Origin of the sequence: Corynebacterium sp. UMB0012 (assembly GCF_030216265.1) — a bacterium.
GTDB lineage: Bacteria > Actinomycetota > Actinomycetes > Mycobacteriales > Mycobacteriaceae > Corynebacterium.
This window is the reverse complement of sequence record NZ_JASOKQ010000019.1, coordinates 1-25,473: the sequence shown is the minus strand read 5'-3', so window position 1 is coordinate 25,473 and position 25,473 is coordinate 1. Positions and strand designations below refer to the sequence as shown.

Annotated in this window: 28 protein-coding genes; 10 read left to right on the top strand and 18 right to left on the bottom strand. The window is 60.9% G+C overall.

Annotation, left to right across the window (positions count from 1 at the left end; genetic code table 11):
* The first annotated feature begins 65 nt into the window (after positions 1-65).
* Positions 66-989 (top strand): glycosyltransferase, encoded by a 924-nt coding sequence (locus tag QP324_RS09335; protein ID WP_284766415.1) that lies wholly within the window; start codon positions 66-68, stop codon positions 987-989.
* Here the strand turns inward: QP324_RS09335 and QP324_RS09330 are convergent.
* The 4 genes from QP324_RS09330 to QP324_RS09315 are packed head-to-tail and all read right to left on the bottom strand — an operon-like array spanning position 986 to position 3,246.
* Complete coding sequence (locus QP324_RS09330) at positions 986-1,411, bottom strand: GtrA family protein (protein WP_284815803.1); 426 nt, start codon at positions 1,409-1,411, stop codon at positions 986-988. The genes QP324_RS09335 and QP324_RS09330 overlap by 4 nt on opposite strands.
* Positions 1,412-1,852 (bottom strand): GtrA family protein, encoded by a 441-nt coding sequence (locus QP324_RS09325; RefSeq protein ID WP_284769274.1) that lies wholly within the window; start codon positions 1,850-1,852, stop codon positions 1,412-1,414. It lies immediately after the preceding gene.
* 11 nt (positions 1,853-1,863) lie between these two features.
* Complete coding sequence (locus QP324_RS09320) at positions 1,864-2,772, bottom strand: hypothetical protein (RefSeq protein ID WP_336620585.1); 909 nt, start codon at positions 2,770-2,772, stop codon at positions 1,864-1,866.
* A gap of 9 nt (positions 2,773-2,781) precedes the next feature.
* Entirely contained in the window at positions 2,782-3,246 is a 465-nt protein-coding gene (locus QP324_RS09315; RefSeq protein ID WP_239279093.1) for a hypothetical protein, read from the bottom strand.
* Positions 3,247-3,280: 34 nt separating this feature from the next.
* On the opposite strand from QP324_RS09315, the gene QP324_RS09310 reads away from it, so the two are divergent.
* The 5 genes from QP324_RS09310 to QP324_RS09290 all read left to right on the top strand — a co-directional run bounded on the left by QP324_RS09310 (position 3,281) and on the right by QP324_RS09290 (position 11,599).
* Complete coding sequence (locus tag QP324_RS09310) at positions 3,281-3,556, top strand: hypothetical protein (RefSeq protein ID WP_284815800.1); 276 nt, start codon at positions 3,281-3,283, stop codon at positions 3,554-3,556.
* A 126-nt stretch (positions 3,557-3,682) separates the two neighbouring features.
* Positions 3,683-5,098: an FAD-binding oxidoreductase gene (locus QP324_RS09305; RefSeq protein WP_239279094.1), complete on the top strand. Its 1,416-nt coding sequence runs from the start codon at positions 3,683-3,685 to the stop codon at positions 5,096-5,098.
* Positions 5,099-5,135: 37 nt separating this feature from the next.
* Positions 5,136-5,894, top strand: coding sequence for a decaprenylphospho-beta-D-erythro-pentofuranosid-2-ulose 2-reductase (locus tag QP324_RS09300; RefSeq protein ID WP_005329756.1), 759 nt, complete (start codon positions 5,136-5,138; stop codon positions 5,892-5,894).
* 195 nt (positions 5,895-6,089) lie between these two features.
* Complete coding sequence (locus QP324_RS09295) at positions 6,090-8,066, top strand: galactan 5-O-arabinofuranosyltransferase (RefSeq protein WP_284815798.1); 1,977 nt, start codon at positions 6,090-6,092, stop codon at positions 8,064-8,066.
* A 74-nt stretch (positions 8,067-8,140) separates the two neighbouring features.
* A complete protein-coding gene (locus tag QP324_RS09290; protein WP_284815796.1) occupies positions 8,141-11,599 on the top strand; it encodes an arabinosyltransferase domain-containing protein in 3,459 nt (1,152 codons plus the stop codon).
* Here QP324_RS09290 and QP324_RS09285 read toward each other — a convergent pair.
* The 3 genes from QP324_RS09285 to QP324_RS09275 all read right to left on the bottom strand — a co-directional run bounded on the left by QP324_RS09285 (position 11,538) and on the right by QP324_RS09275 (position 15,854).
* The gene (locus QP324_RS09285; protein WP_284815795.1) at positions 11,538-12,923 is read right to left on the bottom strand and encodes a PepSY domain-containing protein; all 1,386 of its coding nucleotides are present in this window, start codon (positions 12,921-12,923) and stop codon (positions 11,538-11,540) included. The two genes, QP324_RS09290 and QP324_RS09285, sit on opposite strands and share 62 nt — an antisense overlap.
* Before the next feature lie 63 nt (positions 12,924-12,986).
* Complete coding sequence (locus QP324_RS09280; RefSeq protein ID WP_284815794.1) at positions 12,987-13,880, bottom strand: alpha/beta hydrolase; 894 nt, start codon at positions 13,878-13,880, stop codon at positions 12,987-12,989.
* Positions 13,881-13,919: 39 nt separating this feature from the next.
* Entirely contained in the window at positions 13,920-15,854 is a 1,935-nt protein-coding gene (locus tag QP324_RS09275) for a M13 family metallopeptidase (RefSeq protein ID WP_284815792.1), read from the bottom strand.
* A 42-nt stretch (positions 15,855-15,896) separates the two neighbouring features.
* Here QP324_RS09275 and QP324_RS09270 point away from each other — a divergent pair, with 42 nt between their 5' ends.
* On the top strand, positions 15,897-16,478 hold the full coding sequence (locus QP324_RS09270) for a hypothetical protein (protein WP_198492341.1): 582 nt from the start codon (positions 15,897-15,899) through the stop codon (positions 16,476-16,478).
* Positions 16,479-17,330 carry a PrsW family intramembrane metalloprotease gene (locus QP324_RS09265; RefSeq protein WP_049377078.1) on the top strand — a complete coding sequence of 284 codons (852 nt, stop codon included), beginning with the start codon at positions 16,479-16,481 and terminating at the stop codon, positions 17,328-17,330.
* 82 nt (positions 17,331-17,412) lie between these two features.
* Here the strand turns inward: QP324_RS09265 and QP324_RS09260 are convergent, their stop codons facing one another.
* From QP324_RS09260 to QP324_RS09220, 9 genes are all read right to left on the bottom strand, one after another.
* Positions 17,413-17,730 carry a multidrug efflux SMR transporter gene (locus QP324_RS09260; RefSeq protein ID WP_005323220.1) on the bottom strand — a complete coding sequence of 106 codons (318 nt, stop codon included), beginning with the start codon at positions 17,728-17,730 and terminating at the stop codon, positions 17,413-17,415.
* On the bottom strand, positions 17,727-18,086 hold the full coding sequence (locus tag QP324_RS09255) for a multidrug efflux SMR transporter (protein WP_049377079.1): 360 nt from the start codon (positions 18,084-18,086) through the stop codon (positions 17,727-17,729). The genes QP324_RS09260 and QP324_RS09255 overlap by 4 nt, the downstream gene beginning before the upstream one ends.
* The gene (locus QP324_RS09250) at positions 18,083-18,394 is read right to left on the bottom strand and encodes an MGMT family protein (RefSeq protein WP_049377080.1); all 312 of its coding nucleotides are present in this window, start codon (positions 18,392-18,394) and stop codon (positions 18,083-18,085) included. Before QP324_RS09250 ends, QP324_RS09255 begins: the two co-directional genes overlap by 4 nt.
* A gap of 5 nt (positions 18,395-18,399) precedes the next feature.
* Complete coding sequence (locus QP324_RS09245; RefSeq protein WP_049377081.1) at positions 18,400-19,227, bottom strand: VOC family protein; 828 nt, start codon at positions 19,225-19,227, stop codon at positions 18,400-18,402.
* Positions 19,228-19,512: an RNA-binding S4 domain-containing protein gene (locus tag QP324_RS09240; RefSeq protein ID WP_005323225.1), complete on the bottom strand. Its 285-nt coding sequence runs from the start codon at positions 19,510-19,512 to the stop codon at positions 19,228-19,230. It abuts the gene before it with no gap.
* Between the two features lie 35 nt (positions 19,513-19,547).
* Complete coding sequence (locus QP324_RS09235; protein ID WP_284815790.1) at positions 19,548-20,483, bottom strand: PHB depolymerase family esterase; 936 nt, start codon at positions 20,481-20,483, stop codon at positions 19,548-19,550.
* Positions 20,476-20,805 carry a YbjQ family protein gene (locus tag QP324_RS09230; RefSeq protein WP_284815788.1) on the bottom strand — a complete coding sequence of 110 codons (330 nt, stop codon included), beginning with the start codon at positions 20,803-20,805 and terminating at the stop codon, positions 20,476-20,478. Before QP324_RS09230 ends, QP324_RS09235 begins: the two co-directional genes overlap by 8 nt.
* Positions 20,806-20,814: 9 nt before the next feature.
* Positions 20,815-21,489, bottom strand: coding sequence for a LysE family translocator (locus QP324_RS09225; RefSeq protein ID WP_284815786.1), 675 nt, complete (start codon positions 21,487-21,489; stop codon positions 20,815-20,817).
* A gap of 136 nt (positions 21,490-21,625) precedes the next feature.
* Complete coding sequence (locus tag QP324_RS09220) at positions 21,626-22,129, bottom strand: LysE family translocator (protein ID WP_250409640.1); 504 nt, start codon at positions 22,127-22,129, stop codon at positions 21,626-21,628.
* Positions 22,130-22,376: 247 nt separating this feature from the next.
* Between QP324_RS09220 and QP324_RS09215 the strand changes: the two genes are divergently transcribed.
* Both QP324_RS09215 and QP324_RS09210 read left to right on the top strand, forming a co-directional pair.
* Positions 22,377-23,351 carry an NAD-dependent epimerase/dehydratase family protein gene (locus tag QP324_RS09215; RefSeq protein ID WP_250409641.1) on the top strand — a complete coding sequence of 325 codons (975 nt, stop codon included), beginning with the start codon at positions 22,377-22,379 and terminating at the stop codon, positions 23,349-23,351.
* Between the two features lie 293 nt (positions 23,352-23,644).
* Entirely contained in the window at positions 23,645-24,340 is a 696-nt protein-coding gene (locus QP324_RS09210; RefSeq protein ID WP_035108229.1) for an adenylate/guanylate cyclase domain-containing protein, read from the top strand.
* A gap of 9 nt (positions 24,341-24,349) precedes the next feature.
* On the opposite strand, the gene QP324_RS09205 is transcribed toward QP324_RS09210, so the two are convergent.
* Positions 24,350-24,937, bottom strand: coding sequence for an adenylate/guanylate cyclase domain-containing protein (locus tag QP324_RS09205; RefSeq protein WP_237792314.1), 588 nt, complete (start codon positions 24,935-24,937; stop codon positions 24,350-24,352).
* 151 nt (positions 24,938-25,088) lie between these two features.
* Positions 25,089-25,379 (bottom strand): Pycsar system effector family protein, encoded by a 291-nt coding sequence (locus QP324_RS12315; RefSeq protein ID WP_369184229.1) that lies wholly within the window; start codon positions 25,377-25,379, stop codon positions 25,089-25,091.
* Positions 25,380-25,473: the final 94 nt, after the last annotated feature.

The window sequence follows — 25,473 nt, the reverse complement described above, 5'->3', positions numbered from 1 at the left end:
CATATCTACTTTTCGCTTCACCCACGCGGAGTGTTTCTGCGCTGGTCCCCTACCCCGGTGGCAAGATGGAACCCATGACTGCCACCCTGACTTCCACCGGTTCCACCGCCGCCGTCATTGTTACCCATCAGCGCGCCGAGCTACTGCGGGCCTCGCTTGAACAGGTAGTCCACCAAACCCACCCCGTGCAGTGGGTAGTCGTGGTGGATAATGGCGCAGAAGATGCGGTGCGCGAACTCGTCGAATCCATGGCGGGTGACCGGGGCGTCTACGTACCTTCGGAAACCAACCTGGGCGGCGCCGGTGGCTTTGCACTGGGCTTTCTTACCGCTCTTTCTTTGGGCGCCGATGCCGTGTGGTGCGCCGATGATGACGGCCGCCCTGCCGATCATGCGGTACTAGCGGAGCTGTATCGGGTGGCTGAAGCCAACCGCCTGCATGAGGTCTCCCCGGCGGTATGCAATATTGACGATCCCGGCCGCCTCGCCTTCCCCCTGCGCCAGGGGCTGGTATGGCGCCGCCGGATGGACGAGCTGGAGGGCGATTTCCTGCCCGGCATCGCCTCACTTTTTAACGGTGCGCTGATTTCCGCCGCGGCCATGGAGATCATTGGCGTGCCGGACTACCGGCTGTTTATCCGCGGCGATGAGGTGGAATACCACCGCCGGCTGGTTAATTCCGGTCTCTCCTTCGGCACGGCGCTGACCACCAGCTACCTGCACCCGGACGGATCGGATGAGTTCAAACCCATCCTGGGCGGGAAGATGCATACCCAGTACCCAGAAGGTGAGTTCAAGCGCTTTTTCACCTACCGCAATCGCGGCTACCTGCTGTGGCAGCGCGGCATGCGCAAACTACTACCCCAGGAATTTGCCCGCTTTGGCTGGTTCTTCTTGGTCCAGCGCCACGACCCGGCCGGTTTTATCGAATGGCTCAAGCTCCACAACCGCGGGCGCCAAGAAGATTTCCGCCGGCCGCACCAGGGCTAGGACGGATCCTGCTTGGCGACGACCCTGACTCCCGCCTTCCTGAAAATAATCCAGCGCTGCACCGCAAAGTTCACCACGGTGGCGGTGCCCTGCGAGATGGCAAAGGCCACCATATTGACCACGAAGGTCACGCCGTAGGTGGCAAGTACCCCGGCGAAGCGCACCGCGGTGGCTTTGGCTTGGAAGGTCCAGCGGCGATTGAGCAGATAGGCAGCCCAGGTACCGACGATAAAGCCCACCGCCCGCGCCGGATCGGCGCTCAGCAGGCCGAAGCCGATCTGCAGGAGCCAGGTTAAGGAGACGTCGATAAGCGCGGCAAGTGCCCCCGTCACCGCGAACTTGGCGCTTTGCACGCGCAGGCTGGTCGAGCGCGAAGCCCGCCGGGCCGCGCCGCGCCACGTCCGTGAGGAGGCTGCTGCCATCTACTTTTCCTTAAAGATAAAGACCCTTTGAATGGCAAAGTTGGTCACCGTGGCCACGCCTTGGGCGATGACGAAGGCGATGGTGTCTTTCACCGCCCCCTCAAAGCCGAGGGCCATAAGCGGCTCATTGAGCACCCAGTACAGGAAGTTTTGGACCGCAAAGGTAGAGGCGTACAAGATGCCCACGGTCGCGGCCGTGCGGCCAGACACCTTGGCCCCAAAGGTCCACCGCGCATTGGCTAGGTAGGCGGCGATGGTGCCAAAGACCCAACCGATGGCCTTGGCGGCGGAACGGTGCAGCCCCAAATAGGTCAATAGCAGCGTGAGACCATAGTCAATGGCGGCGGTAAATACACCCACGGAAATAAAACGCACCAGCTGGGTATGCAGCGAGGTGGATGAGGGCTTTACTTCTACGGCGTCGTCAGCGGAATTAGTCACGAGTGAGTAGCCTACCCGCGCAAGAGCGCTCGGTACATGTCCAACCGATCCACCGGCGCGGCGGATTCGGCGCCATAGGCGCCTATCCCGGCCAATTGCTGCAACGACGCCGCACACAGCTCCCGCACGTCGGCGCCGGAGAGCGCCGTGCCATCGTCATTGACCCAGCCGAGCGCATCCATGGTGGTCTCCACGACGGAATCGGTTAGCTCCGCGCCACCCATGCAGGATAGGGCCAACGCCATGGACCAAAAGGCGTCTTTGCCTTCATGGGTCACCTCGCGCGGCAGGCTGGCGAGCACGCGGGCGGTATGCGGTGTGAGGTCGGTTTCCCTGCCTAGGTCCATCGCTTGCAGCAGTGGGACGAAGTCATAGAGTTTGGTGCGCTCAATCAAATCGCGCACGGGGGACGATACCGCGGAAAAGACTTCATCGGTAACTTCTTGGCCGGTCAATTCACGGTTCACGCTGGTCAGCTCAAAGGGCTGAAAGAGCGATCCGGAGCCGCCCACGCACAGTGCCTCTGGGGTGCCATTATCGCGGGGATAAATCTCGGCTACTACTAGCTCGAAGTCCCACAGTCCCCAGGCGAAGTCGATTTGATCGCCCTCGCGCCACAGGAATTCGGAGGCCTGGCGCTCCGGATCGATGCGCGGGCCACGGGCCTCGCTGTGTTCATAAAAGTGCCAGGGGGATTCCTCCTCCGGCAGGCCAAAGCAGATACGCAGCACGCGGTGCAGCTCGGTGAAGGTCAGAGCATCGCTAAAACCTATCTGGCGGTGCACCTCGCCATCGGCGCGTATATTCGCGGCTTGGCAGATGATGGTGAGGGGCTCGCGCTTGAGGGATACCACGCCATCGGCGCGTTTGGCCCGCGCCTGTGCGATATCGGTGACCCCTGCGTTCATGAGCCCCACCATACGCAAGTTTTAGGAAGCTAGTTTTGCAATATCCCGTGCTTCTAGCTCACTAATGAGGAACGTCAGCGCTGCACCAATGGCACCCAAGAGGGTCCACGGCCGCTTGGCACCGCGCTTGCGCAGGAACTTCACCATGCTGCGGGAAAGGGCAACGTTCATCCAGCCGCCCAGGATGAGCAGCAGCACCACTGCGGCAAAAATAGCCCACAGCTTGAGGCCTTGATCGGCACTATCCTGCGGCGAGCGCGGCTCATCACCGTCCTGCTCAGCGTGCGCGTTGGTATAGGCCACCAGGGCGCCAAAGCCAAAGAAAGACAAGGTATACGCGGTGATCAAACCGCCCTTGGACGTGATCCAATCCGGATAGGAGGTCGCGATGCCCACGGCGGCGGCCTGGGTGATGCGGCCAGCCAGGGTGTCATCGAGGGCGTAGTTGTCTTGGCGCTGATCGTGCATCTCACGGTTGTTGGTCATAGCGACTACTTTAAGCGGCGGTAAGCTAATGCGCATGTACTCGGAAAAGACAGAGCATATGACGCCGGCGCAACAGGCGGCACAGGATGTGCGCGCGGAGGACGATAAGCGCAACGGCCACTTCGAGGCCACGGAGCATACCGATGTGCCGTTGAGCCCTTTCATGATTCGCCTGATGGCAGAGGAATTGCCCATGCTGGATTCCTCCTCACGGGCTCGCGTCTATGAACTTTTGCGGGAGTATGATGGACCGATTATTGAATCCCAGGAGGAGCTGCCGGAGGAGATCCGCACACTCATGGATCTGTAAACGGGCACATTCGGGCAGTACAAACGTCCGTTTTGTACCGAATATCACTCGGGTCACTCCAACCACCCTCGTGTGAGCTAGGTAGGCTAGAGAAGCGACATAAATCCGTCGAGCAAAGAGTAAGAGATGGAATTACATACCACTGAAAAGTCCCTGCACGGCTGGGGCCGCACCGCCCCGACGACCGCCCACGTTCTCGCCACCGAAGACGTGGACGTCATTAAGAAGGCCGTGGCCCAGGTTGCAGAAGATAACTCGGATAAGCCCGCCCACCTGCGCCGTGGCGTCATCGCCCGCGGTATGGGCCGCTCCTACGGTGACCCCGCCCAAAATGGCGGTGGCCTGGTCATCGACATGCAAAAGCTCAATAAGATCCACTCCATCGACCCGGAGTCCGCTCTGGTGGACGTCGATGGCGGCGTCACCTTGGATCAGCTGATGAAGGCCGCCCTGCCATATGGCCTGTGGGTTCCGGTTCTACCGGGCACCCGCCAGGTCACCATCGGTGGTGCTATCGGCCCGGATATTCACGGCAAGAACCACCACTCCGCCGGTTCCTTTGGTAACCACGTGGTCTCCATGGAGCTGCTCGTAGCCGATGGACGCGTGCTGCACCTGACCCCGGAGGGATCCGAGGATGACCCGAGCGGCGACCTCTTCTGGGCCACCGTCGGCGGTATGGGCCTGACCGGCATCATCCTGCGCGCCACCATCCGCATGACCAAGACGGAAACCGCCTACTTCATCGCGGATACGGACCGCACCGATAACTTGGATGAGACCATCGCCTTCCACTCCGATGGTTCCGAGCACAACTACACCTATTCTTCCGCCTGGTTCGATGTCATCTCACCAGAACCAAAGCTGGGCCGCTCCACCATTTCCCGCGGCTCGCTGGCCACCCTGGCACAGCTGGAAGAGCTCGCCCCGAAGCTGGCCAAGGACCCACTGAAGTTCAATGCGCCGCAGCTAATGACGGTGCCGGATATCTTCCCATCCTGGACCATGAATAAGCTCTCCCTCTCCGCCGTGGGCTTGGCGTACTACACCATGGGCGCACCGGCGAAGAACCAGGTCAAGAACCTGACGCAGTTCTACCAGCCGCTGGATCTCATCGGCGAGTGGAACCGCGGCTACGGTTCCAAGGGCTTCCTGCAGTACCAGTTCGTGGTACCGACCGAGGCCGTGGAGCCGTTCAAGGAGATCATCCGCGATATGCAGCGCTCCGGCCACTACTCCGCCCTCAACGTGTTCAAACTCTTCGGTGAAGGCAACCGCGCGCCGCTGTCCTACCCGATGCCGGGCTGGAATGTCTGCGTGGACTTCCCCATTCGTCCGGGCCTGGGCAAGTTCCTGGATGACCTGGACCGCCGCGTGATGGAATTCGGCGGCCGCCTCTACCTGGCCAAGGAATCCCGTACCTCCGCGGAGAACTTCCACAAGATGTACCCGGGCATGGAAGGCTGGCTGAAGACCCGCAACGAGATCGACCCGACCGGCGTCTTTGCCTCCGATATGTCCCGCCGCCTCGAGCTGCACTAATCACTGGAAATAACACCTTTAAGGAGATTTACTGACCATGCTTAATGCAGTAGGCCAAGCACAACACATCCTGCTTCTGGGCGGCACCTCTGAGATCGGCCTCGGCGTCGTCTCCGAGTTCCTGCAGCGCGGCCCGGCCAAGGTCACCCTGGCCGCCCGCCCGGAGTCCCCGCGCATCGCGCAGGCCAAGGCTGACCTAGAATCCCGCGGCGCTGACGTAGAGGTCCTCGACTTCGATGCCACCGACTTCGACTCCCACCCGGACGTTATTAATAAGGCCTGGGCCCGCGGCGACGTCGACGTAGCCATCGTTGCCTTCGGCACCCTGGGTGACCAGGAAGAGCTGTGGCAAAACCACGACAAGGCCGTCGCCTCCGCACAGACCAACTACACCGCACCGGTGTCCGTAGGCGTGCTCTTGGGTGAGAAGTTCAAGCACCAAGGCCACGGCACCATCATCGCTATGTCCTCCGTAGCAGGCATGCGCGTGCGCCGTTCCAACTTTGTCTACGGCGCTTCCAAGGCCGGCGTGGACGGCTTCTACATCAACCTGGGCGAGGCCCTGCGTGGCACCGGAGCCAACGTGCTGGTTGTCCGCCCGGGCCAGGTGCGCACCAAGATGTCCGCCGAGGCTGGCGACGCCCCACTGACCGTCAACGTCTCCGACGTTGCCGAGGCCACCGTCAAGGCCGTACTCGAGGGCAAGCAGTCCATCTTCGTACACCCACTGTTTGAGTACGTGTCTTTGGCATTCAAGTTCATCCCGCAGGCCATCTTCCGCAAGCTGCCGTTCTAAAACGCCTCAGCTTTCCGCGCTGGCGCCAGCCGGCCGGCTCGCCTCCGCCCCGCCCCCGCTCTTTCGCCTCGCCGCACACCCGCGGCGAGGGAAGTGACGGGGGCGGTGGTGTATCAGGGGGACGTCGGCAAGCAAGTGCTCACCTGCCCGCGCCAAATCTGGGCTGGGGGGCTTGGGTATGCGAAACTAATGGGCATGACAAGCACCGCTGTACCCGCCCAGTCAACGCCCGTGAGCGAGGATAACCGCACCGAGGCCTACCGCGCCGATGCGCTGACCCCTCGCGCGACCTTGCTGGGTATTGTGCTGGCCGCCCTGGCCGGTGGCGTGGTAACGCTGCTGGGATGGTTTGCCTTCAAGACGGTCTCGCTGCCGTCCTTTAATACCTCCATGGTCACCCGCGCGCTGGCCACGGTGGGTGTGGTGCTCACGCTGGCCTTGGCCGGCGGGCTGTGCGTGTGGTGGCTCTATGACCACTACAAGGAGACCTTTGCCCGGCCACGCTGGCGGGCCTGGCTGACCTACGCGGTCACCTACCTGTCTCCCGCTTTGCTGACCCTGGCCGCCGTGGGCCTGCCGCTGTCTGCCTCCCGCTTGTGGCTCGATGGCGTACAGGTGGATCAGGCGTTCCGCACCCAGTTCCTCACCCGTTCGGTGGATGAGATGGGCTATGCGGACATGAACTACCAGGACATGCCGTCCTTCTATCCGATTGGCTGGTTCTGGTTGGGTGGCCGCTTGGGTGCGCTCATGGGAATTCCGGGCTGGGAGGTCTACCAGCCCTGGGCGCTCATCTCCATTGCCGTGGCCGGTTGTATTTTGGTGCCCATCTGGCAGCGCCTGACCAGTTCCCTGCCGGTCGCCACCGCCATCGCCCTGGTGACCACCGCGATTACACTCACCATCGCGGCCGAGGAGCCCTATTCCGCGGTCATTGCCATGGGGCTGCCCGCCGTTGCGGTACTTAGCGCCCGCGCCTTCCGCGGCTCCGGGCTGGCTACCCTGGGAGTAACGCTCTACCTGGGCATTTCCGCTACGTTCTATACCCTTTTCACCGGTGCGGCCGCACTTACAGTAGTCAGCCTCATCGCGCTGTTTACCGCGCTCTATGAGCATACGTGGCGCCCCATCCTGCGCCTGGTGATCATGGCGGTAGGCTCCATTGCCATCGCGCTTATCGCCTGGGGGCCCTACCTATGGTCGGTCATGCACTCACCGGCGCCACTGCAAACCACCGCGCAGCACTACCTGCCGGAGGAAGGCACGCAAATTCCAGTGCCTTTCTTGTCTTTCAGCATTGTGGGCTTCCTCTGCCTCATGGGGCTTATTTACATCGTCATCCGCCTCAATGACGTGGAGGTACGCGCGCTGGGCATCTCCCTCCTTGGCACCTACCTGTGGACCGTGGTGTCTATGGTGGCAACCCTGGCCGGCACCACGCTGCTCAGCTTCCGCCTCGAGGTGATCGTGGTGCTCCTCTTTGCCACCGCCGGCATCCTAGCCCTGGCAGAGATTCGTCTACTCGGCGTGCACCGCCTCTACCCGGCGCGGTTCTCCCACACCACCAATAAGCAGATCACCGCGGTCTTTGGCATCATCTTGGCCCTGGCCGGCGTCTTCTATGCGCAGCAGATCCCAGAGGCCAACGAGGACGCCATCGATCACGCCTATAGCGATACCGATGGCTACGGCGAACGCGCGGACCGCTTCACCAGCGATTCCGCCCACTACTACCTGGATATCCACAACTTTATTCAGGACCAGGGCTATACGCCGGATGAAACGGTGGTGCTCACGGATGAAAAGACCTTCATGTCTTATTACCCCTACTGGGGCTTTAACGCCTTTACCAGCCACTACGCTAATCCCTTGGGCGAGTTCAGCACCCGCAATGAACAGATTGAGACCTGGGCCAATGATTCCTGGGATATGCAGCCGGAGGAGTTCCGCAAAGCCTTGGATTCTGCCGCCTGGCGCGGCCCGGATGTCATGATGTTCCGCGGCGACCTGGAGAATAAGGACGATGGCTTCAAGCTCCACCTAGCAGAAGATATCTATCCCAACCAGCCGAATATTCGCTACCGCGCGGTCTTCTTCAATGCCGACGTTTTTGATAAGGGCTGGAAGTTGCAGCAAACCGGTCCCTTTGTAACAGCCGTTCGCACCAAGTAAGTTCACCCACACTTCCCGCCCGTGGCAGGGTGTGCCCGCGGGCCGAAGGGGTTATCTGACGTAAACTAATCGCCGTGTCAGATAGCCTCACTACGAATACCACCCAAGCGCGACCTGCCGCTGCCGGCTCCCGCTTCACCGCCGCCCCCGCGGGCCTGCGGTGGACCGCAATCATTGCCGGGCTGATTGGTTTCCTGTGTTTTGTAGCGACCCCGCTACTGCCGGTGACCCAAACCCAGTCCTCTTATGATTGGCCACAGCATGATTCCGTGCAGTCCATCAACGCGCCGCTCATTTCCGTCGCCCCAGAGGACCTGAAGGCCACCATCCCCATCTCCGCAGTCGATGAACTGCGCGAGGGCCAGTCCATGGTCTACGGCACCGTCCCACCGGAGTCCAAGAAGGCCTCCAACCGCGGCCTTTTCGTCCGTGCGAATGACGAGGGCCTGTCCGTTGTGTCCTTGGATGAGGTGCTGCTTACCCTCAACGCCCAAGAGGTAGCCAAGCTCCCCAAGGACGCCAGGATTGAAATTTCCGCTACGGGCGATGGCACCTCCGTGAGCGTGGGCGAGCATGAAAAGACCACCGAGGAGGATCTGCGCCCGCAGGTCACCGGCGTCTATACCGAAATCGACGATAAGGCTGACGTGCAAGCCCTGCTTGACGACGGCCTCAATGTCCACGTCGATATCAACTCCCGCTTTACCTCGTCCCCGACGTTGCTCAAGACCATTGCCATGTGGCTGGGCATCGCCATGGTGGTCGTGTCCCTGTTCTGCCTGTGGCGCATCGACCGCCTCGACGGCCGCCGCTTCGGCTTCATGCCCGAGACGTGGAAGAAGGTGCGCCCGCTCGATGGCGTGGTCGCCGCCATTTTGGGATTCTGGTACATCCTCGGCGCCAATACCTCCGATGATGGCTTCATCTTCTCCATGAGCCGCGTCTTCGATCACGCGACTTATATGGCCAATTACTACCGCTGGTACGGCGTGCCGGAGGCGCCCTTTGGCTCCCCCTATTACGACCTGGTTGCCGTACTCTCCCAGATTTCTACCGCCTCGGTCTTCGTGCGCCTGCCGGGCCTGATTTCCGGGCTCATCATCTGGTTTATCCTTTCCCGCGAGATGCTGCCGCGCTTTGGCCAGCTTGTCGACGGCCGCCGGGTCGCCCACTGGACCGCAGCGCTGATGTTCCTGGCCTTCTGGCTGCCATATAACAACGGCACCCGCCCAGAGCCCATCGTGGCGCTCGGAGTGATGTTTACCTGGGCTTCCTTCGAGCGCGCCATTGCCACCCGCCGCCTGCTTCCGGCGGCCGTGGGCACCATCGCCGCAACCATCACACTGGCCGCCGGCCCCACCGGCCTTTTTGCCGTGGGCGTATTCCTCGTCAGCCTGCCGCACCTCTTCCGTGCCATGGCCGAGCGCGTGCCGTCCATGGGCGGTGGCGCCTTGGGCTGGCTTTCCCTCATCGCGCCGTTCCTGAGCGCTGGCACCGCCATCATGGTCGCCGCCTTTGGCGACCAAACACTCTCTACCGTGCTGGAATCCACTCGCGTGCGCTCCGAGGTCGGCCCCTCCCTGCCGTGGTACGCCGAGTACGCGCGCTACTCCACCCTCTTCCAGGAATCCGTGGATGGCTCGCTGACCCGCCGCTTCGCGGTCTTCACCATGCTCTTCTGCCTGGTGCTCATCGTGGCGGCCTTTATCAAGGACCGCCGCGTCGTTGGTGCTGCCGTCGGCCCGACCCAGCGCCTGCTCATCATCGTGGCGCTGTCCATGTTCTTCCTCATGTTCACCCCCACCAAGTGGACCCACCACTTTGGCATCTACGCCGGCGTGGCCGGTGTCATCGCCGCCCTCGGTGCCGTGGTGCTCTCTCAGTTTGCGCTGCGTTCGCCGCGCGCTCGCACCTTCTCCATCGCCGCGGTGGTCTTCTTGCTCGCCATCTCCTTCGCCGGCTGGAACGCCTGGTGGTACGTATCCTCCTTTGGCATTCCGTGGTGGGATCGCACGGTGCAGCTCAAGGCCATCGAGGCCAATAAGGTGCTGCTCGCCATCGCCCTCATCATCTTCGCCATCGGCGTGGTGCAGTCCCTGCGCCATAGCTACCGCAAGTCCCAAGCAGAAGAGGCCGGCACCCTGGCGGAATTTGAGAAAAATGCCGCCGCTAAGGTTTCGCGCTCCGCCGGTATCATGTCCGCGCCCATCGCCTTGGCCTGTGCCATCGTGGTAGCGCTATCGTGTGCTTCCTTTGCCAAGGCCACCGTCTCGCAGGCGGATTCCTACTCCGTGGGCAAGGGCAACGTGGCCTCCCTGCGCGGCAATACCTGTGCTCTGGCGGATCAGACCATGGTGGAGACCAACACCAATGATTCCTTCCTGACCCCGGTGGACGGCGACTTGGGCGATTCCCTGGTGGATGAGGACGAAACCCACACCGGTTTCGACCCGAACTTCATCCCGGAATCCATCGAGCCGGAAAACCAGAACTCCGCCTCCGTGGGTGCCATCGCGGATGGCTCCAGCAATTCCTCCTCCGATAGCGCGGATACTGCTACCTCGGGCGCGGATACCGAATCCGGCGGCACGAGCGATTCTGCCGATTCCCAGGAGACTAAGAATAAGCAGGACAAGAAGTCTAAGGAAACCACCAATACTTCGGAAGGTGGCGTGCGCGGCACCCAGGGCGTCAATGGTTCCACCATGCACCTGCCGTTCAACCTGGACTACACCAAGGTGCCGGTGCTCGGCTCCTATTCCGAGGCGCAAGACTCCACCTCTGAGGTGACCACCAAGTGGTACAACCTGCCAGAGGCCAAGGACAATACTCCCGTGCTCGCCGTATCTGCAGCCGGCAATATCTACCACCACGACGTCAACGGGGTAGAGCAGGAAGGCATGAAGCTTAGCCTCGAATACGGCACCATCGATGGCTCCGGAAAGGTCACCAATACTGGCGAGGAAGAACTCTCCGCCGTCGGTGCCACGCCAAAGTGGCGCAACCTGCGCCTGCCGCTGGATAAGTTGCCAAAGGATGCCAACGTGGTGCGCCTGGTAGCAACGGATGACTCCACCGATGAGGATGACTGGCTGGCCTTTACTCCGCCGCGCGTCCCAGAGCTAGACACCATCAATAACCAGTTCTCCAAGGACACCCCGGCACTATTGGACTGGGCCGTAGCCCTACAGTTCCCGTGCCAGCGCACCTTTGACCACTTCGCCGGCGTTACCGAAATCCCGCAGTACCGCATCCTGCCAGACTCCTCGGCCCAGACCTCGCTGACGGACTTCCAGTCCTTCTCCGGCGGTGGCGCCATGTCCACCGCGGAGGCGGTCAACTACTCCTATGAGATCCCGAGCTACCTCAATAATGACTGGGCCCGCGATTGGGGCGCCATTGAAAAGTACGAGCTGCGTACCGATTCACAGGGCAATGCCCCAGTCCCCGCCGAGATCGATTATGAGGACATTACCCGCTCCGGTCTGTGGAAAGACTCCGAGATGAAGATTCGCCCCGAGGGCGAGGAGTAGTCTCACCTGCGGCAGCGCCTCGGCCCCGCTGCGGGGCGCGCAACCGCCGCACAATCCAATCGCCTAGGAAAAAGATCACAAGCGAGGCGCCAAAGAGCGGCGCGATGATCGAATAGGCCATCACCCCCGCCAGCACGGCGGGGGTAATTTTTAGCTCGGGCAGGCCGCGGCGCGGCTTTATCCACCACATCCGCAGACCCGCGATACTCACCACGAGCAATCCCAAGGCCAGCGCCGCCAAGGCGATCTGGCTATAGATGCCAAAAAGCGTCCCCATGTGCAGCTGGATGAGCCACGAGGTTAGCTGTGCGGCAAGCGGCCAGTCGGCGGAATTGATGCGGTCGATGACCTCCCCGTTCGGGGTCACTGCTACGGCATCGCTGCGCAGCTTAAAGGCCGCACGAGCCTCGCGCACGCCCCACGCATCGCCTGGCTTTTCCGGTGGGGTCATCTCCAGAACCCCGGTCAATCCTTGGCTGCGTGCTGCCGACAATGCGGTTTGGGCCCCGACAGGTTTCGCACCGCCCTCGTGTCCCGCATGACCCGCATGACCCCCATGGCCCTTGTGACCAGCGTGGCCGGAACGCTCCCCCGTCTCAGTGCTAGCGCCCACTTCCGCAACGGAGGTTGCCACGGACGGTTCCTTCCAATTCAGTTCCTCGCGCACCTTACCAATCGCGGTACCCGCCACCAGCGACCACGTCAGGCCGGTGACGGTCAGGAAGAGAAAGCCTGGCAGCAACCAAGCGCCCACGCGGGCATGCAACGTCAGCGGCTTGGAAAGCCGCTTTCTATTCTTCTGCTTACGCTTAAGCCACAGGTAAAGGCCAAGGATGCTCAGCGCACCGAGCCACGAGGCCGCAAGTTCGGCATAGAGGCGGCCAGGCTCGCCCAGCCACAGGGTGCGGTGGCCATCGGAGGCCCACGTACGGAAGGGCAGCGCGCGGGATCCGCCATATTGTTGTAGTTCGCCAGTGATGTGCAGGTCCACCGGGTCTACAAAGACAGCGTGGGTATAGCTGGAATTGGGGGCGGTGGGGTCGTCGAAAAGCACGCGGGTGGTCTCTTGCGGGTCTTCGGAAGGCTCAACCCGAACCACCGTCCCATCCGGGTGCTGGCGCTGGGCGGCGGCAATCTGTTCATCAAGGCTGCGCGGGCTGCCTTGCGCGGTGGCTGTCACCTCATCGTGGTAAATCCACGGTTCAAAGGTGGGCGCCAAGGCATAGAGAAACCCGCTTAACGCTGCGACAATGAGAAAGGGCGCAATGATTACGCCGGCGAATTTATGCAGGCGCGATAGCGCGCCATGGGTGGATATAGTCATGCGGAACTAGTCGCACCCTTGTTGAAACTAGTTCCCTTTTAGTATGGAACCGCCAGGAACCTTTTATTTTTCTAGCTCGCCTGCCAGAAACGCCGCCGCATCCCGCACGCGCTGCCGCGCCACCGCCGGGGTGGACACGCGGTGGGTGGAAACATAATCGCGCGCGGCGGCACCTGGCACGGAAACACGCGCGGCAATCTCATCTTCAGTGGCGGTCTGCACGAAAGTGTGCGGACCAAGCTCAGATAGGTCCGCTGGGATGCCGTATCCGGCGCGCAGGTCCTCCGGCAGATTTGCCAGGGCGCCGAAGTCGGGGAAGGTGAGCAGCAGGGCGTCGGCAGGCGCCAGCACCGCCAGCACCCCGCCGGAGGAATAACCCCAGGTAGTAACGCTAGAAGCACCCTGCGCGCGGGCATAGTCGATGGCTTGCTGCACGGCAGTGACCATCTCCGCCACGGTGTGCTCGGGGGCGAGGGGATAATCCACGTCAATAATGGTGGTGCCGGATAGCTGCGCGGCGGCGGCTACCTCGGGGCGCCACTGCATCTCCAGCGCTTGGCCATCGCCGCGCCACCAACCGCCCGAATGCAGCGAGACCGCCCACCGGCCGGTGGGCGTGCTGGGCCGGAAAATGGCACCCACCTCGGACTCTTCTACGCTAATGCCTTCCGTGTACGCAGTACCTGGCAGCGCATGATCCACCGCAGTACCGAGCACCATCATTGCCGCGTGGGTGATTCGGTCCGGCAAGAGCGCGCAATATTGGTCCGCCTCTGGGGAGCCGCCCCCGGCCCACGGCGGGCGAAAATCCGGGGTGTCATAGTGGGCGTCAATATAGGCAACGAGCTGCTCGAGCTGTTCCTTTTCCTCCATCTGGCGGTCTTGGCCGCCGATGTGCCATTCCTGGCCGGGCTCCAGCGGGCGGTGCGGGTCCTGGTTAGCATCTGCGTTAGTCATGCCACCGAGCCTACGCGCACCGCCTACCGGCTAAAAGGGCTACCAGATGGTGACGCGATCCTCTGGCGCAATGTACATGGCGGAATCCTCCGCTACGTCAAAGGCCTCGTAGAACTCCGCGATATTGGCAGCGATGAGGTTGCAGCGGAACTCCGCCGGCGAGTGCGGATCAATAGCCAGGTACTGGGTAGCCATCTCCGGGCGGATGGCGGTGCGCCACACGCGGGCCCAGGATAGGAAGAAGCGCTGCAGGCCGGTGTAGGTGTGCTCGGCCAACTCCGGTTCGGCGCCATCTACCTCGAACTTCTCCTCCTTGCCCTGCAGGTCAATGCCCTTATCGGCGCAGTAGTTCTTGAAAGCCACCACAGCGATACCCAAACCGCCCAAGTCACCGATATTCTCGCCCAGGGTGAAGCTGCCGTTGACACCGGTGGAGTCGATGCCGGCTTCCTTGAGCACCGTCGGTACCTGTCCATTGAACTGCTCCACCAGCTTGGCGGTGAACTTTTCAAAGGCCGCGCGATCCTCCTCGGACCACCAGGAATTCAGATTGCCCTGGCCATCAAATTGCGAGCCCTGGTCATCAAAGCCGTGGCCAATTTCGTGGCCGATGACGGCACCGATGGCGCCGAAGTTTTCTGCGGCATCAGCATCCGGGTTATAAAACGGCGGGCGCAGGATGGCGGCCGGGAAGGTGATGTCATTGACTACCGGGTTATAGAAGGCGTTGACCGTCTGCGGGGTGGTCACCCATTCATCGCGGTCGGCCGGCTTGCCAATCTTGGCCAGCTCAAAGTCATGGGAGAAGGCGGAGCCGGCGCGGGCATTGGCCAGCAGGTCCGCGCCCTTGCCAGAGATCTCGAGCCCGGAGTAATCGCGCCAGGAATCCGGGAAGCCAATCTTGGCCTTGAACTGGGACAGCTTTTCTAGCGCGCGCTCGCGGGTGGCCGGCGTCATCCACTCCAGCTGGGAGATGCGCTCACGGTAGGCGGCGATGAGGTAGTCCACCAGCTCATCCATCTCGCGCTTGGAAGAGGCCGGGAAGTGCTTATCCACAAATACCTGGCCAATCTCTTCGCCAACGAGGGACTCGGCCAAGCCCACGGCGCGCTTCCAGCGGTCGCGCTGCTGGGTAGCGCCGGAGAGCTTGGTGCCATAGAACTCGAAGTTCTTCGCGCCTACTTCCTCCGGCAACAAAGCCGCGCGGGAGCGCAGGATGTGCCAGGTGGCCCACAGCTGCCAATCGGCCATGCGCGCGGTGGTAAAGAGGCGCTCGAAGTGCTCGAGGTAGGACGGCATCATATTGACCACGCGGTGCTCTGGCAGGTTGCCGCCGGAGAGCAGAGCACGGGTCATGGTGGGCAACTCGCTAAATTCGCAGGGGTTATAGGTCTTAACCGCATCGCGGGTGGAGACCACGTCCCAATGGCCAGCGGCCAGCTCCTTTTCCAAGCCGACGATGCGATGGGCGGCTACCTCGGCGCCCAGGCCAAAGAGGCGGGCTGGGTCGAGGAATTCCAGCATCTCGGCCACGTGCTTTTCATAAGCGCTCAGCGTTTCCGCGTGGGCTTCCTCGCGGTAATAAGCCTCATCCGGCAGGCCCAGGCCGGATTGGATGACATAAGCAATGGCGTCCTCGGAACCGGAGTCCTTGGATACCCAGAAGGTCACCGGGGAGCCGACGCCGGTGCGCTCAAGTTCACCCAGGCGCTGCGCCAGTTCCTCTGGGCCGGCCGCGCTCAGGCGGTCCAGATCCGCGTCCAATGGAGCCATGCCGGCCGCGTTGACCCCCTCGGTATCCATAAAGGAGGCATAGAGCTTGCCCGGGCGGCCGGTGTCCTTGTCCACGATCTCGTGCACGAGTTCCTCCGCCTCATCGCGCAGCGCGTGGAAGGTGCCATCCACGCCGCGATCATCGGGAATGACGTGGCTTTCCAGCCAGGGTCCATTGACTAGTTGATAAAGATCTTTCATGCTTGCCACTCTAGGTCAAAGCAGCAAGATAAGGTGTGGGCTATGGAATTTTATCGCTTTCCTCCAGCGCATCCGCGGCGCCTTTTCCTCGCCGTTATTGCGTTCGTGGCGGTGGTTCTCGCTCTGCCCACAATTGTGCAGGCGGCGCTGGCGGATTCCTCCGCAGACGTCGAGCAGGTCACCCTGACCGAGCCCAGCCAGGACTGGGAGATTGACGTTCCCGATCTCTACTGCGAGCGAGATTATGAATCCCTCGCCAGCATCGGCTGGATCTGCGGCGATGTCAGCGTACAGGCCACCCTCACCGAGGATGCCAAGGACGATGCCACCACCTTGCGCCGCATGGTCCGCGCCCTCGCCATGACTTCCCTGCCGGCCGACGCCCCTACCTTCGACGGCACGAATGGAGCACTCCTGCTTGCCGACGCCCCCTCCTCCACCGCCGCCCTCTCCCTCGACGGCACCGGCGAAGACGAAAACAAAGATTGGGTGGTCACCGTGACCGGAAAGGGCGATCAAGCCCGAGCCACCACCTCGCGCATCTGGCATGCCTTCGGCCAAGAGGAATTACCCGCCGATGCTGATGCAGAATTCGCTGACTTCTCCGGGGAGTTGATGTACTAGATGTCCAAGCTCTTTCGCACCACGCTGTGGATCCTCTCCGGCATTGGACTCATCGCGTTCTTGGTCCAGACGCTGAGCACATTCTTAATCTCTCCCCTGATGGGCCTGCTCAGCCTGCTTATCGCCGCCGTGCTCGTAGCGTTGGTCATCTACCTGCTGCAACGCAGCCCCATGTGGGCACGCCCGGCGCGCCTGTGGGCCCTACTGGCTTTCCTTTGGGGCGGCGGTGTGGCCGTTTCCTTGGCGCTTATTAGCGCTGGGCCGGTCATGCAGCTCGCCATCGGCACCGGCTGGGTCGATGCCATGATGTCCTGGAGCGGCGCCTACCCAGAGGAAATCTCCAAGGCCACCGGCGTTATCTTCGTGCTCATGTCCTTCCGCCAGCTCAACCGCCCCTGGCATGGCTGGACGGTGGGCGCAGTGGTGGGCCTAGGCTTCGAGGCCTGCGAAAACATCCTCTACGGCGCCATGGGTGCCACCATGCATCCCGATAGCGATATCCAGGGCTTATTTGAGATGTGGGGCCTGCGGCTCATCGCCGGCCCTGGCCTGCACGTCTTGCTCACCGCGCTGGCCGGCTGGGGCATCGGCTGGGCGCTCTATGCCGCGGCCAAGCCGCTGTGGTGGCGCATCGGTGTCTTTCTCGGCTGCCTCGCCGCCGCGTTCCTCCTCCACTTTTGCTGGAACTACCTGCACGATTCCGAGGTCGCCGCCATCATCCAGGCCGTCACGGTAGCGCTTATCCTCTACCCGCTGAGCATATGGCTGGTGCTGCGCGGCAATAAGCTCGCCAGGTCCGATGAGAGCTATAGCCACAGCACTGCCGACGACGCCCTCGCCTACATCCGCTAAAGCTCGCCGCCTTCATACAAAACAAGCACGTTTCGCCCTTTTCATGCTCCGTGAGAGACGAAACGTGCTTGTTTTGTCAGTGCTATGCCCCGGCTTCTACGAGCAGGACTCCCCCGACAATGAGCACCACGCCGAGGGATTTCAGCCAGGTAAATGGCTCCTTGAATAGGAGGTAGGAGGCGATAGCGGTCAAAGCAACACCGGTGGCCGCCCAAATGCCGTAGGCCACACCCAGATCCATGCCGGCCTTGAGCACGAGCGCCAAGAATCCATAGGCAGAGACATAGCACAGGGCAACGAGCGCCACCCAGAAGCGGCGGCCGGTTACCGCGGACATGCGCAGGCACAGCGTGCCTGTGACCTCAATGGCGGTGGCGAGGAAAAGGAGGAACCAGATCATTGCGGCGCCACCTCCACGGTGCGGTCGTGGTCCTTGTCCGACTTAGCGCCCATTTCTACGCAGAAAACGCCGCCCATGATGAGCGCAATGCCGGTGAGTTTTACTGCGCCAAGCGGCTCGCCAAATAGCGCGGCGGACAGCAACGCGGTGGAAATGACCCCGCCGGATGCCCAGAGTCCATAGGCCACGCCCACGTTGACGCCTTCTTGCATGACGCGGTGGAGCAGCACAAAAGCAAGGATGAAGCAGAAGGCGGCCACACCGTAGATCCAGACATGCTCTACGGCGTACTTCAGCGCGACGGTGCCCACGACTTCGCTGGCAATCGCGAGAAAGAGAATGACCCAGGCCCTCACTCCATCAACTCCTGTAATTCGCGGGCGTCGATTCCGTGCTCGTGCATTTTAACGCGGCCGTTGGCGTGCGCGATGGCCTCGCGATCCCAGAACTCCGCGGCGCGGGCGGGATCGTGGGAGGCGCCATCGGCGCGGACAACGCGCCACCAAGCGGTATTGGCACCGCCGCCGTGGCGTTTTAACACGGTACCGACGTTGCGCGCACCGCAGTCGGCCACCTTGGCCACCTCACCATAGGAGGTGACGTTGCCGGGCGGAATCACGGCAACGACCGCCAATACACGTTTGACCAGTGGCGATTCACTCATCGCAATTATTGCGGGTCGAGGCCCAGCACATCATCCGACTCGGTGGGCTCTTCTTCGGGGGCGTCTTCGACCTCGGTGAGGGTGATGGTTGCACCGGTGGAATCGGCCAAAAGGCACATGCGGCCGAAGGGCGAATCCCACGGTTCGCGGATGACCTCGCCGCCTAGTTCCACGGCCTTCTTCGCAGCGGCGTCGATATCGCGCACGCCCAGGTAGGTCTGCCAGAAGCTCGGGACCTGCGCCGGGAACTGCCCCTCGGCGTTCCACAGGCCGGCAAACGGCGCACCGTCTTCTTCCGCGGTAGCGTAGATAAAGTTCTCATCCTCGGACTGCATGGCGCGGATTTCCCAGTTGAATAGCTCGCCATAAAAATCCATTGCGCGCTGGAAGCCCGAGGTTGTGGTGAGCTCGTGCCAGACCGGGGTGCCGGGCTCGCCGGCGGCCACGAAGTGCTCCGGGCCGGCCGGTTGGATGAGGCCAAACATGCCTCCGGCGGCGTCGACAAGCAGGGCCATGTGCCCCAGCTGCACCTGCTGCGGCTCCACAAGGATGCGCCCGCCGAGGTTCTGCGCGCGCTGGCAATCGCCCGCGATGTCCTTGGACAGGAAGTAGGTCACCCACGTATCCGGCATGGGGGCCTCCTCCGGCTGCGGGATCAGCCCAGCGATGGGCAGGCCCTGCAGGCGCGCCATCTGGTACGGATTATCTTCGCCGGACTCGGCGGAAATTTCCCAGCCCAGCACCTGCTCGTAAAAGTGTGCGGACTTGCGCGGGTCCGAGGTGGTCAGGTCGATCCAGTAGGGCATGCCCACTTCAGCTTCGAATGCTGGCATCTACATATTCCTCCACTTTTCTGGATCAAAGTCATCGTCGGCCGTGGCCTCATCGAAGTAATCATCGTCATCGTCCGGCTCGCCCACGCGCGCGCAGGCGTCCTCGATGCACACTTCATCGCCTGGGTGGAGCATGGCGCCCCGGCGCGTCTCGGGCTCGCCATTGACCGTAACTACGCCTTCTGCGATGAGCTCTTTAGCTTCGCCACCGGTAGCCACCAAGCTGGCCAGCTTGATGAACTGGCCCAATTTGATGGAGTCGCCGTTGATAGGAATGTCTAGCATGCCGCCCAGCTTACCCAGCCCGCGCGCGGCTATCGCTACGGGTGGGCGATATGGAAGAAATCCAGGACCGTATCGGTGGTCCACTCCGCTTTCACCAAACCGGAATGGTCCGTGGCCCCGCCATTCCACGTGTGCGCGCCACCGTGGATGGTGTATTGCTCGGTGCGCGCATCACATACCCGCCAGGTAAAGTGCTCCACCGCTTCTTTCCGACGCCTCTTTGGAAACGGGTTACACCCATTCTCCCTGGCAATCCCGCGCAGCGATTTTTTGACCGAGTGGTAGTGCGCACCGTGCTGGCGCCCACCGCCATATTTCATCAGCACGTCTTCGGTGCCGTGGATATCTAGGTAATCGGTGGGCTCGCTGGCGCAGTCTTTTTCCACGCGGTCATATTTTGCCGCCGAAACCGTGGCCACCGCATCGAATAGGCCCGGCCGCTTGCAGGTCACCGCGCGGGCGAATCCGCCGCCATTGGAAAAGCCCACGCCATAGGTGGTGTCCGTGGCGGGATAATGGCGCCGGACGAAATCAATCGTGTCATCCACGTACTTGAGGTCATCGTCCAAGCTGGTTACCGCATAGGGTGCCGGCGCCCACGCCTTGCCCGCACCTTGGACAAAGACGGTAATGGCATCGCCCTGGGATAAGTCGGTGCCTTTGAACATGTTGCCGGCGTCCATCTCATAGCCGTGCATCGCCACGACCACGGGCAAGCGGTGGTGCTTATCCGCATTAAACGGCACGTGGACTACAAAACTGCGATGATTTTGTAGGTTAATGATCTGGTACTGGCCATTGGCCGTTGTGCCCTGGTCCGGCAGCGTGGTGATATAGCCATCGGCCACGCCTTGCGATTCATTCGGCACGCTGCCCGGCTGCGGCGGTTCTTCCTCGCACCCCGCCATGAGTCCGGCGGCCGCGCATAACCCAGCGCACAGGGCCAGTGTTTTCTTGCCGATTTTAATCACGGGCGCGCAGCTTCACCGCCGTGCCGGTGGCCGTGACCATCAGCATGTCATTCGACGTTCCCATGGGCGAATAATCGAAGGCAATGCCCACCACACCATCGGCCCCGAGCTCCTGACCGCGACCCCACAATTCATCGAGTGCCGCCTCACGCGCCTTGATGGCCTCGCTCTCGTACCCGGCGGAGCGCCCACCGGTGATATTGCGGATGGATGCCCCGAAATCCTTCAGCATATTAATACCGATGACGGTCACTCCGGCGATAATGCGGATATAGTCCGTAATCTCATAACCATCAACGGTATTAGTAGTGGTAAAAATCATGGATCCAGGTTACATGGCTATAAGTCCACGCACGCCCTCAAAAAGGATGATGACACCCAGCAGCAGGAAGACCACGCCGCTGACAATATCCACCCAGGCGGAATTCTTAGCCATCCACTTCGAAACCGCGCGGGTACTCAAAGCCACGCCGACAAAAAGCACGAGGCTTTCCAGAATCAATACGGCACCCACCATGAGATTGGCCCCAATGCCCATGCTGGGATCAATGAAATTGGCAAAGATGGCGCCGAAGAAGATGACCACCTTGGGGTTCGAAAGATCGCAGATAAATCCCATGCGATAGGCAGTGCCCGCCTTGATGATGCCGTCCGGCGTAAACCCGCGCGGCTGCGGGACGCGGGTTTCGGTGCCCACTACGGTTGCGGGTGCGCGGCGCTCCTTGATGCCGCCGGTAATGGCGGTATAGGCCATCCACAGCAGGTAACAACCACCGAGAACCTGCAGCGCCACGAGGATGCCAGGGTGCGCAGAAATCAGCGCGGATAGCCCCGCCAAGGAGGCCACGGTCCAAATGGTAAGGCCGGTGGTACTACCAAGCGCCGCCCATACGGCTGCGCGCGTAGAGCGCGCACCTAAGCGAATGATTTGCACTACGTCTGGGCCCGGCGAGGCCATCGCCGCGAACCACACGCCCATTAAGGTCACCAGGGCGCTAATAGCCACCTAACACCTCCATACTCGCATGCGATTGGATTAACACATGCCACTATAAGAACCCTCTCACCTGCAGCGAAACAGGTAAGTTCTGTGATGTAGGTAGCTCCTATATCAACTCTTTTATAGAAATCCACTACCTGTACTAACCGAAGAGCTCGATAGCGCCCTCCACGACCATAATGAATCCCAGCACCGCAAAGATAAGACCAGAAACGATATCGATGGTCGCGAAATGATGCGCAATCCAGCGCGATGCTGCGCGCACAATGAGCGCAAAGGTAGAAAACCATGTCACGGACATCGCCACGGGGATTACCGTCACCGCAACGGTCCAAGTGGGCGACATATCGGGGCGAATAAACTGCGCGAAAACCGCACCAAAGAAAACGAGCGCTTTCGGATTGGACAGGTTCGTAACCACGCCGAGCTTATAAGCGCGCCACCCGGTCATGTCATTAATACTGCCGGCCGCAATAGCCTGTTCCGTGTAATTCTCAGTGCCCACCACCACGGTGGATCCGCGGCGGGATGCAAAACCGGAACGAATCGAGGCCACACCCATATAGATAAGAAAGAGCCCACCAATAAGTTGCAGCGCATCCAGCACGCTCGGCCGCGCGGCGATCACCGCGGAGAGACCAGCCAAGGACGCAGTCCCCCAAAAGACCGTGCCGCTGCACACCCCCCAACGCACACATCAACCCGGCGCGGGTCGACCGCGGGGCCACGCGGATGACTTGAACCAAGTGGAATTTAAGTTCAATGTGTAGGTTAGCCGAATAAGAATCCCTGGCAGATGGTGGGGTAACCCTGCTCTGACTTCTGAATCTAGCTTGGATGCGCTGGGATTAAGACCGGTCACGTGTGAGAAGGTTTCGTGTACAACTAGTGATATGAACTTTTTATTGCTCGGTGGTACCGGTTTCCTTGGAGGACACATTGCATCTGCGGCAGTCGAGCGGGGGCATCAAGTTACTTGCCTTGCACGGGGTAACGGGAAGGTTCCCGATGGAGCTGAGTTTGTGAGTTCGGACCGTGACCGTGACGGTGCGTACGACGAGATTGCGGGGAAAACTTGGGACACCGTTGTGGATCTGACGAGTCAGCCCAAGCATGCGCGAGATGCGGCGGCGAAACTTCAGGCCAAGCATCGTATATATGTGTCTTCGAGCAGCGTATATGAAGACCAGGGAAGTATTTCTTCCGAGTCTGATTCCGTAGTCACTCCGCTTGAAATTGACCTCATGGAAAACATGGGGCAGTACCCAGGCGCAAAGTCTGCTTGCGAAACGATATATCGCAGCACAAATCGGTCGGTAATGGTAGTTCGCCCCGGTCTGATCGCCGGTTACGGTGACGAAACAGGGCGCAGTGGTTACTATCCGTGGCGCTTCGCGCATCCCACGGGTGAGAACGTTATCGTTCCAGACCCAGCGTTTCCCGTCGCTATGATTGATGTGAAAGACCTTGCAAATTGGATAGTTGAGTCTGCAGAAGTTGGGACTTTCGGAACCTTTAACGCCACGGGTTTTGCTACTTCCTTGTCCGATGTGTTCAAGATTTCACGTGAGTTAACCGCATCGAAGGCTGCAGCGCGACCTTTTTCCGATGAACTGCTTCTCGCTTGTGATGTAACCCCGTGGATGGGCTCAAATTCGTTGCCGTTGTGGGTGCCAGGTGTACAGTTTCGCAACATCGCGCTACTCGATTGCGCCGCAGCCTACGAAGCTGGCCTGCGGATTCGCCCGTTGAAAGAAACATTGGCGGATGCGCTGCGATTCGAAGAAGAACAGCAGGGTGAAAGACTCGCTGGACTCAGCGATGAAGAGGAAGTCGTGCTTCGCCAGCGGTTAGAAGATGGTATTTAGCTTCGGAGGAACAGTTTTAGTTGCAGTCGGGACCGTGCTGAGTTGTTCTTGTTCCGCGACTGACTGTGAGAATGAGTCCGAATCTGCCTGAGGGCAACTTCGGCGGTGCTAGCTCTTCGTGACGGGGAGCGATCTTGTCTTCTTTCGCCCCTCCGTGGAGTTCTGTTTCGTCATATAACCTCTGGTGTATGTGAAAGGTCGCGAGCAGACCTATTGCAGCAACCCCTTGACACCGCGCAATGGGTAAGCTGAATGAGCAAACGGTTAGAGCGATCGTGGGGAGGAGCCTCGGCATGAGTCTGAAAGATGACCTGGAGGAGTACGTCCAGAAGACCGTCGACGAACAGTGGGAACGTCGCGCAGGCCAGAAGGTGCCCGACGCCGATGACCTTCCGCTGAAGAACCTTGCTGTCGAGCTCGACGCAACTGTCCTCTACGCGGATCTTGCGTCGTCGACGAAGATGGTCAAGGGGTACAAGGACTGGTTCGCTGCGGAGGTCTACAAGAGCTATCTCTATTGTGCAGCTAAGATCATTCGAGCGCGGGGTGGTATCATCACGGCCTACGATGGGGACCGTGTCATGGGTGTGTTCATCGGGGACTCGAAGAACACCGCTGCCGCGAAGTGTGGGCTCCAGATCAACTGGGCGTCGAAGAATATCGTGGCAGCGAAAATCGCTGAGAAGTACCCGAAGAGCACCTTCGTGCTCAAGCAGCGGGTCGGCATCGATACCTCGAAGCTTTTCGTCGCCCGAACAGGCATCCGAGGCAGCAATGACTTGGTGTGGGTTGGGAACGCAGCAAACAATGCGGCGAAGCTGGCTGCGCTCGATCCTCGCTACCCGACCTACATCACCGCCGACGTCTACAACAGGCTGAATGAGACCTCGAAGCTAGGGGGTAACCCGAAGCAGAACATGTGGACTGACCTGGGGACCTCCGACATGGGCTATCGGATCTATGGGTCGACGTTCTGGTGGTCTGTCTGACGGGAGATGTCAACTGAGGGAGCTGATCCACTCGTCCATCTGCGGGATGATGGGATTTCCCTGGTACACGGTTCCGATGCCGGGCATCCCCTGCGGCCGGAGTAGGCCTTGGTTGTGATCGTTCAGGTTCGAGTAGAAGACGCCTCCGACGACAACCGGGCTCGATCCCCAACCGCGCCCCGCTAGGTGCGCTAGATGGGCTGCCCTGTTGACGACGTCGCCCATGTATACGACGTCGTTGATCGTGCTGCCGCTATAACCCGCCTTGATCATGAGGACCCGCCCGTACTCAACGCCTATGCCGATGCTGAGCTGGGTGATCCCTGCTTTCTCGTAGTGGTGGTTGAGGAGGTCTAGGAGGGTATTGGCCTGCGCTGCTGTAGCGAACACATCGTCGATGTGGTTGACCTGCGTCGTCTTGTAGGAGGCCCACACGCAGTCGCCGACGATATTGACCTCGCGCACATTAGAGTTGGAGTTTAGGACTGCGACCATTTCCGAGATAAACGACCGGTAGATCTTCGCAAGAACGGGTCTCTTGTGCTTCGATGTCAGGCCGGACGAATCTCGGATGTCAATGAAGATCGCCGAGCACATGCCGTAGAAGCCGTTAGAGAACGTGAGCTTGTCTCGGTCAGGGAGTCCGTCTACCTCCTCATACGCTCCTGCCGGCTGGTCCAGGATCGCTTGGATCCGTGCCGAGCTGGCCTTCCAGTCATACGGTCTATAGTTGCCGTCCATTTGCGTCCTAACTGTTCGTGATACCGACAACGAGGGACAGGACTGCGATAGCGGCTCCTGCAGCGAGAGCGTACCGGATGGCCCACTTTGCGGCGGATGCTTTTACCGTGGCAATCCGAGCATTGACATGTATCTGGTCAGCGAGATCTTTCGTCAGCTCAACAGGGTTAGAGGTCAGTACATGGAGCACCTCGCTGTACTCATGCCTCTTGCCCCTGAAATTTCGATCGATGCTTCCAAAAAACAGTCTGTTGATCGCGTCTCGATCTGCATCCTTGTCCTTGACTCTCGGTGTCAGTGTCCATCCGCACCAAGTGAAGCGTCCTGGGTTTAGTTCCTACCTCAGCTAAGGAAGGATTGAACTATGCCTAGAAAGTATTCCGTCGAGTTCA